Origin of the sequence: Gordonia caeni (genome assembly GCF_039537105.1) — a bacterium.
In the GTDB taxonomy this organism is placed as follows: Bacteria; Actinomycetota; Actinomycetes; order Mycobacteriales; family Mycobacteriaceae; genus Gordonia; species Gordonia caeni.
Window position 1 is genome coordinate 379,247 of record NZ_BAAAZW010000001.1, and the last position, 15,939, is coordinate 395,185.

The 15,939-nt window shown below is 68.3% G+C and carries 14 protein-coding genes; 9 read left to right on the plus strand and 5 right to left on the minus strand.

What is annotated here, in order from left to right; translation table 11 throughout:
* Nucleotides 1-4: 4 nt before the first annotated feature.
* Nucleotides 5-1,192 (minus strand): cation:proton antiporter, encoded by a 1,188-nt coding sequence (locus ABD732_RS01795; protein ID WP_344779959.1) that lies wholly within the window; start codon nucleotides 1,190-1,192, stop codon nucleotides 5-7.
* Between the two features lie 80 nt (nucleotides 1,193-1,272).
* Between ABD732_RS01795 and ABD732_RS01800 the strand changes: the two genes are divergently transcribed.
* A complete protein-coding gene (locus ABD732_RS01800) occupies nucleotides 1,273-2,271 on the plus strand; it encodes a zinc-binding metallopeptidase family protein (RefSeq protein ID WP_344779961.1) in 999 nt (332 codons plus the stop codon).
* A gap of 127 nt (nucleotides 2,272-2,398) precedes the next feature.
* Here ABD732_RS01800 and ABD732_RS01805 read toward each other — a convergent pair whose 3' ends face one another.
* Together ABD732_RS01805 and ABD732_RS01810 are read right to left on the minus strand one after the other, a co-directional pair.
* Nucleotides 2,399-3,493: an inositol-3-phosphate synthase gene (locus ABD732_RS01805; RefSeq protein WP_344779963.1), complete on the minus strand. Its 1,095-nt coding sequence runs from the start codon at nucleotides 3,491-3,493 to the stop codon at nucleotides 2,399-2,401.
* Nucleotides 3,486-4,130, minus strand: a complete 645-nt coding sequence (locus ABD732_RS01810) for a PadR family transcriptional regulator (RefSeq protein WP_344779965.1) — start codon at nucleotides 4,128-4,130, stop codon at nucleotides 3,486-3,488. The genes ABD732_RS01805 and ABD732_RS01810 overlap by 8 nt, the downstream gene beginning before the upstream one ends.
* 170 nt (nucleotides 4,131-4,300) lie before the next feature.
* Between ABD732_RS01810 and ABD732_RS01815 the strand changes: the two genes are divergently transcribed.
* The 3 genes from ABD732_RS01815 to ABD732_RS01825 all read left to right on the plus strand — a co-directional run bounded on the left by ABD732_RS01815 (nucleotide 4,301) and on the right by ABD732_RS01825 (nucleotide 8,611).
* Nucleotides 4,301-4,690 (plus strand): DUF5318 family protein, encoded by a 390-nt coding sequence (locus tag ABD732_RS01815; protein ID WP_344779967.1) that lies wholly within the window; start codon nucleotides 4,301-4,303, stop codon nucleotides 4,688-4,690.
* Between the two features lie 143 nt (nucleotides 4,691-4,833).
* Complete coding sequence (locus ABD732_RS01820) at nucleotides 4,834-7,068, plus strand: transglycosylase domain-containing protein (protein WP_344779969.1); 2,235 nt, start codon at nucleotides 4,834-4,836, stop codon at nucleotides 7,066-7,068.
* Nucleotides 7,069-7,075: 7 nt separating this feature from the next.
* Nucleotides 7,076-8,611, plus strand: coding sequence for a glycosyltransferase family 87 protein (locus ABD732_RS01825; protein ID WP_344779971.1), 1,536 nt, complete (start codon nucleotides 7,076-7,078; stop codon nucleotides 8,609-8,611).
* Here the strand turns inward: ABD732_RS01825 and ABD732_RS01830 are convergent.
* On the minus strand, nucleotides 8,590-10,641 hold the full coding sequence (locus tag ABD732_RS01830) for a GNAT family N-acetyltransferase (RefSeq protein WP_344779973.1): 2,052 nt from the start codon (nucleotides 10,639-10,641) through the stop codon (nucleotides 8,590-8,592). The two genes, ABD732_RS01825 and ABD732_RS01830, sit on opposite strands and share 22 nt — an antisense overlap.
* 143 nt (nucleotides 10,642-10,784) lie before the next feature.
* On the opposite strand from ABD732_RS01830, the gene rpsF reads away from it, so the two are divergent.
* The 4 genes from rpsF (at nucleotide 10,785) to rplI (ending at nucleotide 12,529) form a co-directional block, all read left to right on the plus strand.
* The gene (gene rpsF, locus ABD732_RS01835; RefSeq protein WP_344779975.1) at nucleotides 10,785-11,066 is read left to right on the plus strand and encodes a 30S ribosomal protein S6; all 282 of its coding nucleotides are present in this window, start codon (nucleotides 10,785-10,787) and stop codon (nucleotides 11,064-11,066) included.
* 135 nt (nucleotides 11,067-11,201) lie between these two features.
* On the plus strand, nucleotides 11,202-11,756 hold the full coding sequence (locus ABD732_RS01840; protein WP_344779977.1) for a single-stranded DNA-binding protein: 555 nt from the start codon (nucleotides 11,202-11,204) through the stop codon (nucleotides 11,754-11,756).
* Nucleotides 11,757-11,798: 42 nt separating this feature from the next.
* On the plus strand, nucleotides 11,799-12,056 hold the full coding sequence (gene rpsR, locus ABD732_RS01845) for a 30S ribosomal protein S18 (RefSeq protein WP_344779979.1): 258 nt from the start codon (nucleotides 11,799-11,801) through the stop codon (nucleotides 12,054-12,056).
* A 20-nt stretch (nucleotides 12,057-12,076) separates the two neighbouring features.
* Entirely contained in the window at nucleotides 12,077-12,529 is a 453-nt protein-coding gene (gene rplI / locus ABD732_RS01850) for a 50S ribosomal protein L9 (RefSeq protein WP_344779981.1), read from the plus strand.
* A 183-nt stretch (nucleotides 12,530-12,712) separates the two neighbouring features.
* On the opposite strand, the gene ABD732_RS01855 is transcribed toward rplI, so the two are convergent.
* Nucleotides 12,713-13,291, minus strand: coding sequence for a hypothetical protein (locus tag ABD732_RS01855; protein WP_344779983.1), 579 nt, complete (start codon nucleotides 13,289-13,291; stop codon nucleotides 12,713-12,715).
* Between the two features lie 329 nt (nucleotides 13,292-13,620).
* Here ABD732_RS01855 and dnaB point away from each other — a divergent pair, with 329 nt between their 5' ends.
* Nucleotides 13,621-15,879, plus strand: a complete 2,259-nt coding sequence (dnaB, locus tag ABD732_RS01860) for a replicative DNA helicase (RefSeq protein WP_344779985.1) — start codon at nucleotides 13,621-13,623, stop codon at nucleotides 15,877-15,879.
* Nucleotides 15,880-15,939 lie beyond the last annotated feature (60 nt).

Genomic DNA, 15,939 nt, shown 5'->3' on the forward strand with positions numbered 1-15,939 from the left:
GGGGTCAGGCCGCAGGGGCCTCGTCGGCGGCGCCGCGGGCGCGCACAGCGGTCGCGATCGCGGGAAACAACAGGACCGACAACATGCCGCCGCCGACCAGGATCGCGGCGGTGGTCGACGAGATGTAGCCCGCCGCCACGCCTTCGGACGTGGCCACGATGATGATCGGGAGTCCCGTAGCGCCCATCACGCCGACGGCTAGCCGTTCCCGGCGAGCAGTCCCGGCCGGCACGGCAAGGGTCGACGGGATGCCGCGCACCAGCAGCAGCAACACGGCCACCGCGGGGACGGCGGCGAAGGTCCACGGCTGTGCGAGCAGCGCCTCCAGGTCGAAATCGATTCCGGTGGTGATGAAGAAGATGGGGATGAGGAAGCCGAACGCGAGACCCTCGACTTTGCTCTCGACCTGTTCTTGCGTCTCGATGGAGGCATCGGAGATCAGAAGCTTCCACACGATTCCGGCGGTGAACGCACCGAGCAGGATGTCGACGTTCAGGGCCAGACTGAGGGCGACCAGAGCCGACACGATCAGCATCACCAGGCGGATCGCGAACTGACCCGAGGTGTGCATGGTCGATTCGACGAAGCGGTGGAGCCTCCCGTACGAGGTCCGCCCGGCCTGCCACACCGCGATGACGGCGACCACGGCGAAGCCGACGAGGACGAGGATCGCCTGGATCGTCGACCGTTCCGACAGCACCACCGAGATCGCGATGATCGGGCCGAACTCGCCGACCGCACCGACGGCGCTCACCGTCCGGCCGAACGGCGTGGTGAACTCGCCGGCATCCCGGAGCACCGGGACCAGCGTCCCCAGCGCCGTCGAGGACAGTGCGATGCCGATGATCACCGCGCCGAGCCCCGGCGCGACGATCCAGCCCAGCGCGGTCCCGACGCCGAAGCTGAGCAACCATCCGCCCCAGGCTCCCGCGCCGCTGCGCCCGCGCATCGCCGAGGCGTTCAGCTCCGTCCCGGCCATGAAGAAGAGCATCGCGACGCCGAACTGCGACAGCATCTCCAGAAACTCGGACGGCTGAACCAGATTCAGCACCGCCGGCCCGATCGCGATGCCCAGGAGCAGTTCGAAGACGATGCCCGGCAAGGCGACCCAGCGCGCGAGCGCGCGGGCGATCAAGGGGGCGAGAACCGCCAGAAGAGGCACCAGCACCAGCGTCGTCGTCGTTGCGCTCACGAAAGGAGAGTCTAGGAGGTGACCGGCGGGTGCTCCCGGCTCACCGAGCGAAATGGGCGCCGCCGTGCCAGCGTTGAGCGATGAAGACCTACCGCTGCCGCCGATGCGGTGCCGCCCTGTACTTCGAGAACTCGGTGTGCGTCGCCTGCGGCACGCCGCTGGGCTACTCGCGCGCCGCAGCCGCGATCGTTCCGGTCGACGATGCCGGCGAGCACGTCGATCCCGGCGGCGCGAGCTGGTTCGTGTGCGCGAACTTGAACCTGTCCGGCTGCACGTGGCTGACGGCGACGGCCGGCGGACAGTGCTTCGCGTGCGACCTCACGCGTACCCGGCCGTCCGACGACGACGAGAGGGGGTTGGCGCAGTTGGTCGATGCCGAACGGGCCAAGCGTCACCTCGTCGCCGAACTCGACGCCCTCGGCTTCCCCGTCGTCGGCAAGTGCGACGACCCGGTGAACGGGCTGGCCTTCGACTTCCTGTCGAGTGAAGCCGAACAGGTGCTGATCGCCCACGCCGACGGTCTCGTCACCATCGACCTGGCCGAGAGCGACGCCGCCCATCGGGAGAAGGTCCGCGATCAGCTCGACGAACCGTACCGGACCGTGCTCGGGCACCTGCGGCACGAGGTGGGTCACTACTACGAGTGGCAGCTGGTGGAGGAACGCGGCGGCGACGTCCTGGATCGCGCGCGGGAACTGTTCGGCGACGAGACCGCGTCGTATCAGGACAGTGTGCAGCGGCATTATGATTCCGGACCGCCGGAGGGCTGGCGGGGCCGCTACCTCTCGTCGTACGCCACGATGCACCCGTACGAAGACTTCGCCGAGACGTGGGCGCACTACCTGCACATCTGCGACACGGTCGAGACCGTGGTCGAGTACGGACTGCTGCCGGCCGCAGAAGTGAAGCGCTGCCGCAGCTTTCGCGACCTCGTGACGCAGGTGTGGATACCGCTGTCGACGACGCTGAACATGGTGAACCGCTCGATGGGGGCCGGTGACCTGTATCCGTTCGTGATCCCGGACGCCGTGCTCGACAAACTGGAGTACGTCGCCGGACTGTGCCCGGTCAGTCCGTGAGGTGGGGTTGGTCGCGGTGCCGACTGACCCAGAACGCCCGCCCCGGAACAGAATCCGGGGCGGGCGTCGGGTGTGGTCTCGACTGCGCTCGACCGGCGAGTCAGCGCTCGACCGTCGACGGGGAGTGTTAGTCGGCGCCGATGATGAAGGCCTCGAGCTGCTCGCGGGCGACGTCGTCGGCGATCTGCTTGGGCGGGCTCTTCATCAGGTAGGCCGAGGCCGGCAGGATCGGGCCGCCGAGGCCGCGGTCCTTGGCGATCTTCGCGGCGCGCACGGCGTCGATGATGATGCCGGCCGAGTTGGGGGAGTCCCAGACCTCGAGCTTGTACTCCAGGTTCAGCGGCACGTCACCGAAGGCGCGGCCCTCGAGGCGGACGTAGGCCCACTTGCGGTCGTCGAGCCACTGGACGTAGTCCGACGGGCCGATGTGGACGTTCTTGTCGTAGACCTTGCCCGACAGCGAACCGCTCAGGTTGGAGGTCACGGCCTGGGTCTTGGACACCTTCTTGGACTCCAGGCGCTCACGCTCGAGCATGTTCTTGAAGTCCATGTTGCCGCCGACGTTCAGCTGGTAGGTGCGGTCGAGGGCCACGCCGCGGTCCTCGAACAGCTTCGCCATGACGCGGTGCGTGATGGTGGCGCCGACCTGGCTCTTGATGTCGTCGCCGACGATCGGGACGCCGGCGTCGGTGAACTTCTTGGCCCACTCGGGGTCGGAGGCGATGAACACCGGCAGCGCGTTGACGAAGGCCACGCCCGCGTCGATGGCGCACTGCGCGTAGAACTTGTCGGCCTGCTCCGAGCCCACCGGCAGGTAGCTGACCAGGACGTCGACCTCGGCGTCCTTCAGGGTCTGGACCACGTCCACACCGTCGCCGTCGGCCTCGGTGATGGTCTCGCGGTAGTACTTGCCCAGCCCGTCGAGGGTGTGGCCGCGCTGCACGGCGACGTTCAGCGGGGGCACGTCGGCGATCTTGATGGTGTTGTTCTCGCTGTTGCCGATCGCCTCGGACAGGTCGAAGCCGACCTTCTTGGCGTCGACGTCGAATGCGGCGACGAACTCCACGTCGCGGACGTGGTACGGGCCGAACTTGACGTGCATCAGGCCGGGAACGACCGCGCTCTCGTCGGCATCTTTGTAGTACTGAACGCCCTGGACCAGGGATGCGGCGCAGTTACCCACGCCGACGATGGCCACGCGCACTTTATTGGTGTCACCCATGGTCGGGTTCTCCTTCTTGTTGCGGCGGTACGGCGGATTGCGGTGCCGCCGGATTCTTACCTTCTTCACCACTGCCGGCTGCGCCGGCCGCGGGGAGTTCTGGGGGAGCCGATCCCGACGCCTCGTCGGCGATCAGCTTGTTGAGCCACTGCACCTCGCGCTCGGAGGTCTCCAAGCTGAGCTCGTGCATCTGGCGGGTGTAGTGGTCCGAGCCGATACCGGCCCGGCTCAGCAGTTCGCGCAGCGACTCGCGGCGCTCCTCCACCTGCCGGCGACGGCCCTCCAGGATGCGCATCCGTGCCATCGCCGGTGTGCGGCTGAAGAACGCCAGGTGCACGCCGAAGCCGTCGTCGGTGTAGTTCTGCGGTCCGGTGTCGGCGACCAGTTCGGTGAACCGGGCTTCGCCCTGCGGGGTCAGCCGGTAGACGCGACGCGCCCGGCGGACTTTGGCGCCGGCGGGGCCGGGGGTGTCGTCCTCGACGATCAGCCCGTCGGCCTGCATGCGGCGCAGCGTCGGATACAGCGAGCCGTACGAGAAGGCGCGGAAGGCGCCGAGCAGGCCGGTCAGCCGTTTGCGCAGTTCGTAACCGTGCATCGGCGACTCGATCAGAAGTCCGAGGATGGCCAGCTCCAGCATGGACACCCCTTTCGGTCTGCTCGTCGTCGTTAGGTCTGCGCGTTACTGCTCCGTGATGTAGCAGTAAATGTATCGCACCGATATAACTCGCACACAACTTGCCGGTAGCTTCGAAGTGTTGATCCTCATCACATGCCGGCGCCGGCGGTGCCGGGACTACGCTGGTACTCGTGCACCGACGGGTCGTGGACTATGCGCTGGCCAAGCGCTCGAAGCTGGCCGAGGTGCGCGCGGGCCGGGTCAGCGTCGACGAGGTCTGCGACGCCGATCCGTACCTGTTGCGCGCCGCCCAGTTCCACGGTCTCGGTTCCGAACAGGCCTGCCCGGTCTGCCGGAAAGAGCAGGTCACGCTGGTCTCCTGGATCTTCGGGAAGTCGCTGGGCCGGGCGTCGGGTTCGGCTCGCACTCCCGCCGAGATCACCCGCCTGGCGGCGCGGACGGGCGAGTTCTCCGTCCACGTGGTCGAAGTGTGCCGGACGTGCCGGTGGAACCATTTGATCCGGTCGTACGTTGCAGGATTGGTGCCGGCGGCCGAGCCGCACCGGCGTGCCGCGAAATAGGAGCCCGATCGGTGAGCGAACACCGGGCCCCGGAGCCGGACTCCGCGAAGCCGCGGAAGTTGGCACTGAGCCGCGTGTGCGGTCACAGTGGTGAGAGAAACTTTCGATGTGAGCGTCATCGAAACTCGGAAAAGTGAGTGAGCATGAGTAGCGAGAAGAAGAAGGCCGCGGGAGCCGGAGAGTCCCAGCGGTCACGCGGCATGCGGATCCTCGCCTGGGTGCTCGGCCTGGGTGCCGCGATCGTTCCGGTCGTGGCCATCGTCGGTGTGCTCGCATTCCTCATCACCTACGTGGTGGTCGACGTGCCCGCGCCCGGTGACGTGAAGCAGAACCAGGTCGCCACCATCACCGACAACAAGGGCGGGGTGATCGCCCGGGTGGTGCCGCCGGAAGGAAACCGCACCGACGTCAAGTACTCCGACATCCCCGAATCGATGGTCGAGGCCGTGATGGCCGCCGAGGACCGGGACTTCGAATCGAACTCGGGCTTCTCCATCCGCGGCTTCTCCCGTGCCGCGCTCGGCAAGATCACCGGCCGCGCCGGCGCCGGCGGCGGCTCCACCATCACCCAGCAGTACGTGAAGAACGCCATGGTGGGCGACGAGGTGAGCTACAAGCGCAAGTTCAAGGAACTGGCGATCTCGACCAAGATGTCGCGCAAGTGGTCCAAAGAAGACATCATGGCCGCCTACCTGAACACCATCTACTTCGGCCGCGGCGCCTACGGTGTCGCCGCCGCCTCCAAGGCCTACTTCAACAAGGACGTCTCCAAGCTGACCGTCTCCGAGTCGGCCCTGCTGGCAGCGGTGATCCGCGGGCCGTCGATGTACGACCCGGCCGTCGACGAGCAGCTGGCGCAGGAGCGCTGGGAGTACGTCCTCAACGGCATGGTGACCATCGGCGCCATCAGCCCGGCCGAACGCGACGAGCAGACGTTCCCCAAGACCATCACGCCCAAGCCGGTCGCCGAGGACACCACCAAGGGCCCCAACGGCCTGATCAAGCGCCAAGTGCTCACCGAACTGGAGTCGCTGGGCATCTCCGAGCAGCAGGTGCGCACCGAGGGCCTCAAGATCACCACCGCGATCGACCCGAAGGTGCAGTCCGCGCTCGAGGACGCCGCCAAGAGCAAGATGAGCGGCGAACCCAAGGATCTGCGGAGCGCGTCGGTGTCGGTGAATCCGGGCACCGGCGGCATCGAGGGCTACTTCGGCGGCTGGGACGGCCAGGGCTGGGATTACGCGTCCACCGGCCTGCAGACCGGTTCGGTGTTCAAGACCTTCGCGCTGATCGCCGCCCTCGAGCAGGACATCCCGCTGTCGCAGCAGTACTCGTCGGACACCTACACCAGCTCGACGGGGCTGGTGGTGGAGAACTCCGAGGGTGAGTCCTGCGGCACCTGCAACCTGGCGACGGCGATGAAGATGTCGCTCAACACCGTCTACTACCGCCTGATGATGGACCTGGAAAACGGTGCCGACGACGTGGTCGAGGCCGCGCACAAGGCGGGCATCTCCGAGACCCTGAACGGTCAGCCGACCCTGGTCGGCTCCAACGGTCGTACCGAGGGCGGCGTGGTCCTGGGCCAGTACGACTCCACCGTGCTCGACATGGCGTCGTCGTACGCCACGCTGGCCGCATCGGGGATCTACCGCGAGCCCTTCTTCGTCAAGAAGGTGGAGACCTCCACCGGCTCGGTCCTGTTCGACCGCCAGCCCAACTCGGGTAAGCGCGTCTTCCCGGCCAAGGTCGCCGACAACGTGACGGCCGCGCTGGAACCGGTCGCCGCCTACTCCAACGGCAACGCGCTGTACGACTCGTCGCTGGGTTCGCGCCCGTCGGCGGCCAAGACCGGTACCGCCCAGCTGGGCAAGACCGGCGACAACCGATACTCGTGGATGGTCGGGTACACCCCGCAGCTGTCCACCGCGGTCTGGGTCGGCACCGCCAAGGGTGACAAGCCGTTGCGCAATTACTCCGGCAGCTCCATCTACGGCAGCGGCCTGCCCGCGCAGATCTGGAAGGCGGCGATGGACGACGCCCTCGCGGGCGATCCGATCGAGAACTTCCCCGAGCCGGAGTCCGTCGGCGGTCAGGCCGGTGTGCCCTACGAGCCCCCGCCGGTGACCTACACCCCGCCGACGACCAGCTACAACACGCGGGCGCCCTCGCGGCCGCGGATTCCCGGCCAGGGCGACGACGGCAACGTGACCGTCGCGCCGGGCTGGACGATTCCGTGGGGTGACGACGACAGCGGTCCCACCACCCGCAATCGGCCCAACGGCAACGGTCAGAGCGGGCGGAATCCAGGTGGCGCGGAGACGGAGGCGCCGCCGGAGCCGGGCTCCGACGACTCCGCCGAAGTCCCGGCGGCCTGATTCGCCGGTGAGCACGCGCGGCACCGAGGCCGACACCGAGCAGCTCGCGTCGCCGGACACGGGCTGGGATTCACCGGCGCCGCTGGCCGACGACCTGCGGGTCGACACCACGCGGAAACTGCCCAGCCGCAGCAACGCGCAGGCCGCGGCCGTCAGCGGGATGATCGGTGGACCGGTCGGCGCGCACGCGGCCATCGGGCGCAGCCGGTTCTGGACGCCGGTGCGGGCGGTGCTGCTGATGGCGTTGGTGGTGCTGGCGGTGTCGTGGTCGGGCAAGGCGGGGTGCCTGCAGCAGGCGCCCGCCGAGCCGGGGGAGACGTCCACCGGGATGCGGCTGAACTGGGACAACCAGCGCCAGTACTACGGCCTCTGTTACACCGACGTCGTCGCCACGTACGCCGCCGAGCGGCTCAGCCCGGAGGATCTGCGGCACGGCACCATGCCCTACCGCACCTACTGGTTCTCCGATCCGGCCGGTACCGGCGAGCGGCACTACACCGATCAGCCGGTGCTGATCGGGATGACCATGTACGCCGCGGCGAAGGCGACGCAGGGGTGGCAAGCGCTGGTCGACGGCACACCGATCCCGCAGCAACTCGACGTGGTGACCTTCTTCAACATCTCGGCGCTGCTGCTGACCGTGTTCTGGCTGATCGCGGTCTGGGCGACGATGATGACCGACCGCCGCCGGCTGTGGCGGGGTGCCCTGATGGCGCTCTCGCCACTGGTCTTCGTCCACGCCTTCACCGCCTTCGACCTGATCCCGGTGGCCCTGGTCGCGCTCGCGCTGCTGTGCTGGTCGCGGGAACGGGTGGTGCTCACCGGAGTCTTCGCCGGGCTGGCCGCCGCCGCGGCGCTCTACCCGCTGCTGCTGATCCCGGCGCTGGCGGTGATCTGTCATCGCCACCGACGGCTGCCGGACTTCTGGACGGTGCTCGTCTGCGGCGCGATCGCGTGGCTCGCGGTGAACCTGCCCGTGCTGATCAGCTATCCGCAGGGCTGGACCCAGTTCTTCCGGACCTGGTGGGGCCGCGGCGCCGAACCCGACAGCCTGTACCACCTGGTGATGACGGCCGGCGGCTGGGAGCCGCCGACGGCGCTGCTGAACGGGCTGACGCTGGCGCTGCTGGCGGCGGTGATCGCCGGCGTCGTCTACCTCGGCCTGCGGGCCGAGCTGACGCCCACACCTGCGCAGCTGATGTTCCTGCTGGTGGCCGGTTATCTCCTGGTCGGGAAGGCGTGGAATCCGCAGTCGTCGCTGTGGCTGCTGCCGTTCGCGGTGCTCGCGATCCCGTACGTGCGCCTGCTCATCGCGTGGATGGTGGTCGAGGCCCTGCTGTGGGTGCCGCGGATGGGCCTGTTCCTGGATCCGTCACGCAAGTGGCTGTCCGAGGAATGGTTCTACGTCGCCGTCGCGATCCGCGCGGTGATGGTGCTGGTGCTGTGCGCGGTGGTGGTGAGGGACCTGCTGGCCCGGCACAACGCGCCCGCCGTGCCCGCGGGAGTGCCGCGGACCTCGCCCTACCTGGCCGCGACCAGCTGATCCACCCGCTCGGCCAGCGCGGCCCGGGCCGCGTCCCAGTCGTCGTCGGTCATCGCGTACTGCGCGGTGGTGCGCCATCCGCCGTCGAAACGGCGGTGCTTGGCCAGCAGCCCCTCGAAGGTGGCGCCGAGCTTGGCGATGGCGGCGCGTGACTGCTCGTTGCCCGAGTGGGTGTGCCAGACGACGCGGGTCGCTCCGGCATGGGTGAAGGCGTAGTCGAGCAGCATCAGTTTGGCCGCCGGATTGATCACGGTGCCCTGCGCGGACGGCGCGTAATAGGTGTAGCCGATGGCCAGCGTCGCGTTCGCCTGGTCGACGTCGTAGTAGCTGGTGGTGCCCACCACTTCGCCGGTGGCGTCGTCGATCACCGCGAACGCCAGCCGGCGTGAGTCGTGGTGCGCGGCGGTGATCCACTCGGCCGCCGAGGCGGTGTCTCCGGGGACGTCGGACGTCCACCGGCCCAGGCCGGGGTGGCCGGCGGCCACCGCAGCCAGCGCCTCGGCGTCGGTGATGTGCAGCGGACGCAGGGTGACCCCGGCGCGACCGAGGACCGGGGTGCCCAGCCAGTGCCAGGCGGCCCCGGCGTCGGCGTCGGCGAGCCGGGTCAGCGGCGGCCTCGGCGGCAGCTGGGTGCGCTGCAGTGAGGCCAGCGGCTCGCGCACCTGCATGCGCGCGGCGGTGACCAGGAAGTAGGCCAGCAGGATCGCGTGCGCCCAGACGCCCAGGTTCACGCCGCCCTCGACCCACCACTTCATCGGTGCCCCGGAGTTGAGGATCCCGAACAGCCGGAAGATGGTCAGATCCAGGATCACGTCGGTCACCAGGTAGATCGCGATCGCGCCCCACGGCACGCGCAGCAGCACGAAGAACGGCAGCACCCAGAGGGTGTACTGCGGCGAATGAACCTTGTGGAAGAGCATGAAGCCGGCCAGCAGCGCGAAGCTGGCGCCGATCCACGGGAAGACGCCGTCGATCCGGTACTGGCGCCACGCCAGGTACACCGCGACCACGACGGACGCGATGATCAGCAGCGGTGAGGCGACGCCGACCACGGCGTTGTAGAGGTCGGTGTCGCCGTTCAGCAGCGGCCGCACCCCCCAGTACCAGAAGGTGTTGGTGTCCACGTCGGCCTTGCGCTGGCCCTGGAACTCCAGGGCCGCCTTCCAGCCCTCGAAACCGGCCACCATGAACGGCACCTGCGCCACCAGGGTGGTGATCACCGCGGCCACCACCACCCAGGCCGCACCGGCCCAGTCGAAGGCGCGTTTGACCGCTCCGGCGGCGTCGATCTCGTCGTCGCCGCGTTCACCGCGGGTGAGGACGTACAGCGCCAGCGGCAGCACGAACAGGCCGGGATAGATCTTGAGGGAGAAGCCGACGGCCAGGATCACCGAGGCGATGATCGCCGAGGTGCGCAGACTCAGTCGGCGCTCTCCGGTGGTGCGGCCGGGACTCGCCCCCCAGGCCATCACGGCGATCGCCGCGACCGAGGTGAAGACCACGGGCAGTTCCCAGTTGTGGAAGGCGTACAGCACCAGCGGCGGGGTGGCCGCCCACAGCAGCACCCACCAGCGGCTCATCCAGGCAAGCAGGATGGTCGTCACCAGGGCGAACGGGGTGAGGATGAGGGCAGACTGCATGAAGAAGCCCAGATCGGTGTGCTGGCCGATGGCGCCGAGCCACATCAGCAGACCGGACAGGACCGGGTACTCCACGACGCCGCCGATCAGGTGGCCGTCCTCGGCGATGCTGCCGTGGATGTAGGGGAAGACGTGGTTGTCGATGTCGCGTCCGACCCACAGGAACATCAGGTCCGAGTAGCACGGGATCACGGCGTTGGGGTCGCCGACCGGGAAGCGTACGCTGCGGCCGTTCGCGTCGAAGGGCGCACCGCCGCAGGCCAGTTTGGCGCGGTAACTCCAGGTCAGCGCGGCGAGGGTGAAAAGCAACGAGGTGACCATGATGATCGCGGTCTCCCCGCGATGCAGCAGTCCCCGGCGCGCTGCGAGGTCGGAACCAGCTGAAGGCATGGCCATGACTCTAACGCCTCGGGTGATCGGCGATTTCGCTGGTCACACCCCGCTCATGTATCTTTGACAGGTTGCCGACGCAGGCGACCCTCCTGTCGTGGAACGTCCACGGCCGAATAGCCCATAGGAGGTGATGTGGTCTTATGCGTCACTACGAACTGATGGTCATTCTCGATCCGAGCCTGGACGAGCGCACCGTCGCCCCATCCCTGGATACCTTCCTCAATGTTGTGCGAAGCGATGGTGGCTCCGTCGACAACGTCGACATCTGGGGCAAGCGCCGTCTCGCGTACGAGATCGAGAAGAACAGCGAAGGCATCTACGCCGTCATCGAGCTCACCGCGACCCCCGACACGGTCAGCGAGCTCGACCGTCAGCTGGGTCTGAACGAGTCGGTGCTTCGCACCAAGGTCATGCGCAAGTAAGAGGACCTGCCGAAATCCACAAGTCCGCGGATGACTACTACTGACGACGTCGGTGGCGGCCACTAGTCTGGTTCTGAAAACCATGCGGCCGTCTCTCGAGTCCGACGGTCATCCACACGATCCAGGGGAAACACCATGACTGACACGGTCATCACCGTCGTAGGGAACCTGACCGCCGATCCGGAGCTGCGGTTCACCGCGTCCGGCGCGCCGGTCGCGAACTTCACGGTGGCTTCCACTCCGCGCACCTTCGACCGCCAGACGAACGAGTGGAAGGACGGCGAAGCGCTGTTCCTCCGCTGCAGCATCTGGCGCGACGCCGCGGAGAACGTGACCGAGTCGCTCACCAAGGGCACCCGGGTCGTCGTGCAGGGCAAGTTGAAGCAGCGGTCGTACGAGACCCGTGAAGGGGAACGTCGCACCGTCGTGGAACTGGATGTGGACGAGATCGGTCCCTCGCTGCGCTACGCGACCGCCAAGGTCACCCGCACCCCGCGCGGTGGCGGCGGCGGTGGCAATTTCGGCGGCGGTGGCGGGAGCTACGGCGGCGGCAACCAGGGCGGCGGCCAAGGCGCGCCGGCCGGGGGCGGTCGTCCGCAGCAGTCCCAGCAGCCTGCCGATGACCCGTGGGGAAGCGCACCGCCGACCGGCGGCGGCTTCGCCGGCGGGGACGACGAACCACCATTCTGATACCGGGCCCGCGGGCCCGAGGAGCATCAACGGAGCTACAACATGGCAAAGCAAAAGGGGCGCAAGCCCCGCGTAGAGAAGGTCACCAAGGCCAAGGCCTGCACCTTCTGCAAGGACAAGAAGGCCGTCGACATCGACTACAAGGACACCGCGCTGCTGCGTCGTTTCCTGTCTGATCGCGGCAAGATCCGTTCGCGCCGGGTCACCGGCAACTGCGTCCAGCACCAGCGCGACGTCGCGGTGGCCGTGAAGAACGCACGTGAGGTGGCCCTGCTGCCGTTCACGTCGACCGGACGCTGAGCGGGAAGGGAATCACTGACATGAAGCTGATCCTCACCACCGCTGTGGAGAATCTGGGCGAAGCCGGCGACACCGTCGAGGTGCGCGACGGCTACGGCCGCAACTTCCTGCTGCCCCGCGGCCTGGCGATCGTCGCCACCCGTGGCGCCGAGAAGCAGGTCGAGGGCATCCGCCGGGCCCAGCGGGCCCGCGTGGTCCGCGACCTGGACCACGCCAACGAGCTGAAGCAGTCCCTCGAGGGCCTCGAGGCCGTCTCGCTGACGGTCAAGAGCCACGACTCGGGCAAGCTGTTCGGTTCGGTCACCGCCGCCGACGTCGCCGGCGCCATCCGCAGTGCGGGCGGCCCGTCGGTGGAGAAGCGCAACGTGGCCTTCCCGAAGGGACACATCAAGACCGTGGGCACCTACCCCGTGGTCGTGTCGCTGCACCCGAAGGTGGAGGCGACCATCGAGGTCGCCGTCGTCTCGGACTGACGCAGAACCGCTACGGCCGGGCGCCGGTCATCCTCCGGGGTGACCGGCGCTCAGTCGTTCGGCGCCTGGCCTCTAAACCCAGCGGCCGTTCGTAGACCCAGCGCTGGTTGCCAAACCCAGCAGTGGCGAGCGCTGGGTTCGGCAACGGGCGCTGGGACTCGCCCACGACACGCCGAGCAGCGGTCAGCGCAGTCGCGCGGGAAGGTACTTCGGTGCCGGGTTGGCGCTGTGGGCGCGGTCGCCGGAGGGGAAGTAGAACTTGTGCCACGCGCGGGTCACGATGAACGCGCGGTTGGGGGTGGCGCAGGAGACCACGTTGGCGCGCGGAACCGCGCAGACGGTGTTGGCCACGGTGATCCGCTGACCGACCTTCAGGACCGGGGCGCGGAAGCCGGCCTGCGAGCCGAACCGGTAGGTGGTGCCCGGCGGAACCCACCACGGGCCCTGCAGGTCGTTGGTGATCGCGACGCCCTTGGTCCGGGGAGGCGCGGTGGCCGGGCGGCCCTTGCAGGCCACCGATCCCGGCTGCGGGCCGATCTGGCAGCGCCACTGCCCGGCGGTGAAGAAGGTGCGGCCGTTGTCGGCGAAGCGGAGCGACTGGTATTTCTTCGCGTTCACCGACGCGTAGTTGCCGAATTGGAGCTCCGAGGGCACCGGCGCCGCCGTGGCGGGCGCGGCGGTGGCGATGAGCGCGACGCCGAGGGCCAGGACCAGCGCGATCAGCAGTGGCCGACGGCGGGAGGGGGCAGCGAGATCTGGCACCCACCCATTTCAACACGGGCACCCGCGTCCGCGGTGTCCTTCGACCGAATGGCACCACCTAAAGTTCACCTCGACACCTCCCCGGGCGTGGCGCAATGCGACACGCCGAGGGCGTGGAAAGTCGTTTTCTGTGGACAGGTCTAAAGGGTTCTGAACTGCGATGACAACGAGAAAACGGGAACAATTCAGGGCTATGTCCACAGTGTTGTACACAAACTCACCCGCGAGACGCGGACCTGTCCACACCCTGTCAACAGTGTTGCCCACAGGGGGCGTTTGCCGGGGCCTGCAGCCGAGCCCTAACCTTCCCGAAGGATTGGATTCATCGGATGGACATTGTTTCGGGGGCCGCCGGGCGGCGGCAGAGGGGAGAAGGCGTGGCGCTTGACGACACCCACGACCCGACGCAATCCGAACCCCCGGCCACCCCGGAGGAGACTCTCCGTCAGCCGCCGCAAGACACCGCCGCCGAGCAGTCCGTGCTGGGCGGCATGCTGCTGTCGAAGGACGCGATCGCCGACGTCCTCGAGCGGATCAAGCCCGACGACTTCTACAAGCCCGCGCACCAGGCCGTCTACGACGCCGTTCTGGAGCTGTACGGGCGCGGCGAGCCAGCCGACGCCGTCACCGTCGCGAACGAACTCGACCGCAAGGGCGAACTGCGCAAGGTCGGCGGCGCCCCCTACCTGCACACCCTGATCTCGACGGTGCCCACGGCCGCCAACGCCGGCTTCTACGCCGAGATCGTCGCCGAGAAGGCGCTGCTGCGCCGGCTGGTGCAGGCCGGCACCCGGATCGTCCAGTACGGCTACGCCGGTGCCGACGGCCAGGACGTGGCCGAGGTGGTCGACCGCGCGCAGGCGGAGATCTACGACGTCACCGAACGCAGCACCACCGAGGACTATGCGATCCTCGACGAACTGATGCAGCCCACCCTCGACGAGCTGGACTCGATCGCGTCCCGCGGCGGCCTGTCGCTGGGCGTGCCGACTGGGTTCGCCGATCTGGACAAACTGACCAACGGCCTGCACCCGGGCCAGATGATCATCGTCGCCGCGCGCCCCGGTGTGGGTAAGGCCCTCGCGCTGGACACCCCGCTCCCGACGCCGACCGGCTGGACCCGGATGGGCAAGGTGGCCGTCGGCGATGAGCTGATCGGCGCCGACGGCAAGCCCACCCGCGTGATCGCCATCAGTGAGGTGATGACCGAACGGCCGTGCTTCGAGGTGGAGTTCTCCGACGGCGCCGTGATCGTCGCCGACGAGGAGCACCAGTGGCTGGCCGAGGTCGACGACGGCGCCCGGGTGCTCACCACCGGTGCCCTGCGCGGCCACGTCGGCCGGGCGTGGATCCCCGCCGCCGAGCCGATCGAGCTGCCCGAACGCGAGTTCGCCTACGGCCCGTACACGGTCGCAGCGCTGGCCGGCATGGCCTACGACGACCCCGAGATCGGCGTGGGGATCGAGGCCGAGGGACCGGTCGACGTGATGACGCTGATGGCCGACCTGGCCGGGCTGATCCCCGACGAGTACCTCCGGGGTTCGGTGCGGCAGCGTCGCGCCGTGCTGGCCGGGCTGCTGGATGCGCGGGCGATCGTGGAGGAGGACGGCTGGATCACCATCCCGTCGGTCACCCGGCACATGTCCGAGGTGCTCACCGACCTGATCGCCGGCCTGGGGTACGTGTACCGGCGCGAGCCGACCGGCTGGATCCGGATGGCTGCCGACGAAGACGTCTTCACCGTGCACGAGAAGGCGGTGCGGCACAAGGAATTGCGCGGACGCACCTGCGGGCGGCGGATCGTCGGCATCCGGCCGATCGCCTCGGTGCCGGTGCGGTGCGTGCAAGTCGACAACGCCGATCACCTGTACCTGGCCGGTGAGGCGATGGTGCCGACCCACAACTCGACGCTGGCGATGGACTTCCTGCGGTCGGCGTCGGTGCACAACAACCATGCCGCCGCCATGTTCTCGCTGGAGATGAGCAAGACCGAGATCGTGATGCGGCTGCTGTCGGCGGAGGCGCGCGTGAAGCTCGGCGACATGCGGTCGGGCAACATGAGCGACGACGACTGGAGCCGGCTGGCGCGCCGGATGGGCGAGATCAGCGAGGCGCCGCTGTTCATCGACGACTCCCCGAACCTGACGATGATGGAGATCCGCGCCAAGGCCCGGCGGCTCAAGCAGCGGCACGACCTCAAGCTGGTCGTCATCGACTACATGCAGCTGATGACCTCCGGCAAGAAGGTGGAGTCCCGCCAGCAGGAGGTCTCGGAGTTCTCCCGGTCGATCAAGCTGCTGGCCAAGGAGCTGGAAGTCCCGGTGGTGGCGATCAGCCAGCTGAACCGTGGACCCGAGCAGCGCACCGACAAACGGCCGCAGGTCTCGGATCTGCGTGAGTCGGGATCGCTGGAGCAGGACGCCGACATGGTGATCCTGCTGCACCGCCCCGATGCCTTCGAGCGCGACGATCCGCGCGCCGGTGAGGCCGACATCATCGTCGGCAAGCACCGCAACGGCCCGACGGCGACGATCACCGTCGCCCACCAGCTGCACCTGTCGAAGTTCGTCGACATGGCTCGCGGCTGAGGGCAGCGCCCACTTTGCACACCCTTCTCGTCTACGCGCACGCTGCTGAGTGCGCGTAGA

Bases quoted from the DNA above. Each gene is read 5' to 3' on its own strand.
- rpsR (WP_344779979.1), top strand. From the start codon at position 11,799: ATGGCAAAGCAAAAGGGGCGCAAGCCCCGCGTAGAGAAGGTCACCAAG.
- ABD732_RS01830 (WP_344779973.1), bottom strand. From the start codon at position 10,641: ATGCCTTCAGCTGGTTCCGACCTCGCAGCGCGCCGGGGACTGCTGCAT.
- ABD732_RS01805 (WP_344779963.1), bottom strand. From the start codon at position 3,493: ATGGGTGACACCAATAAAGTGCGCGTGGCCATCGTCGGCGTGGGTAAC.
- rplI (WP_344779981.1), top strand. From the start codon at position 12,077: ATGAAGCTGATCCTCACCACCGCTGTGGAGAATCTGGGCGAAGCCGGC.
- ABD732_RS01840 (WP_344779977.1), top strand. From the start codon at position 11,202: ATGACTGACACGGTCATCACCGTCGTAGGGAACCTGACCGCCGATCCG.
- ABD732_RS01820 (WP_344779969.1), top strand. From the start codon at position 4,834: ATGAGTAGCGAGAAGAAGAAGGCCGCGGGAGCCGGAGAGTCCCAGCGG.
- rpsF (WP_344779975.1), top strand. From the start codon at position 10,785: ATGCGTCACTACGAACTGATGGTCATTCTCGATCCGAGCCTGGACGAG.
- dnaB (WP_344779985.1), top strand. From the start codon at position 13,621: ATGGACATTGTTTCGGGGGCCGCCGGGCGGCGGCAGAGGGGAGAAGGC.
- ABD732_RS01810 (WP_344779965.1), bottom strand. From the start codon at position 4,130: ATGCTGGAGCTGGCCATCCTCGGACTTCTGATCGAGTCGCCGATGCAC.
- ABD732_RS01800 (WP_344779961.1), top strand. From the start codon at position 1,273: ATGAAGACCTACCGCTGCCGCCGATGCGGTGCCGCCCTGTACTTCGAG.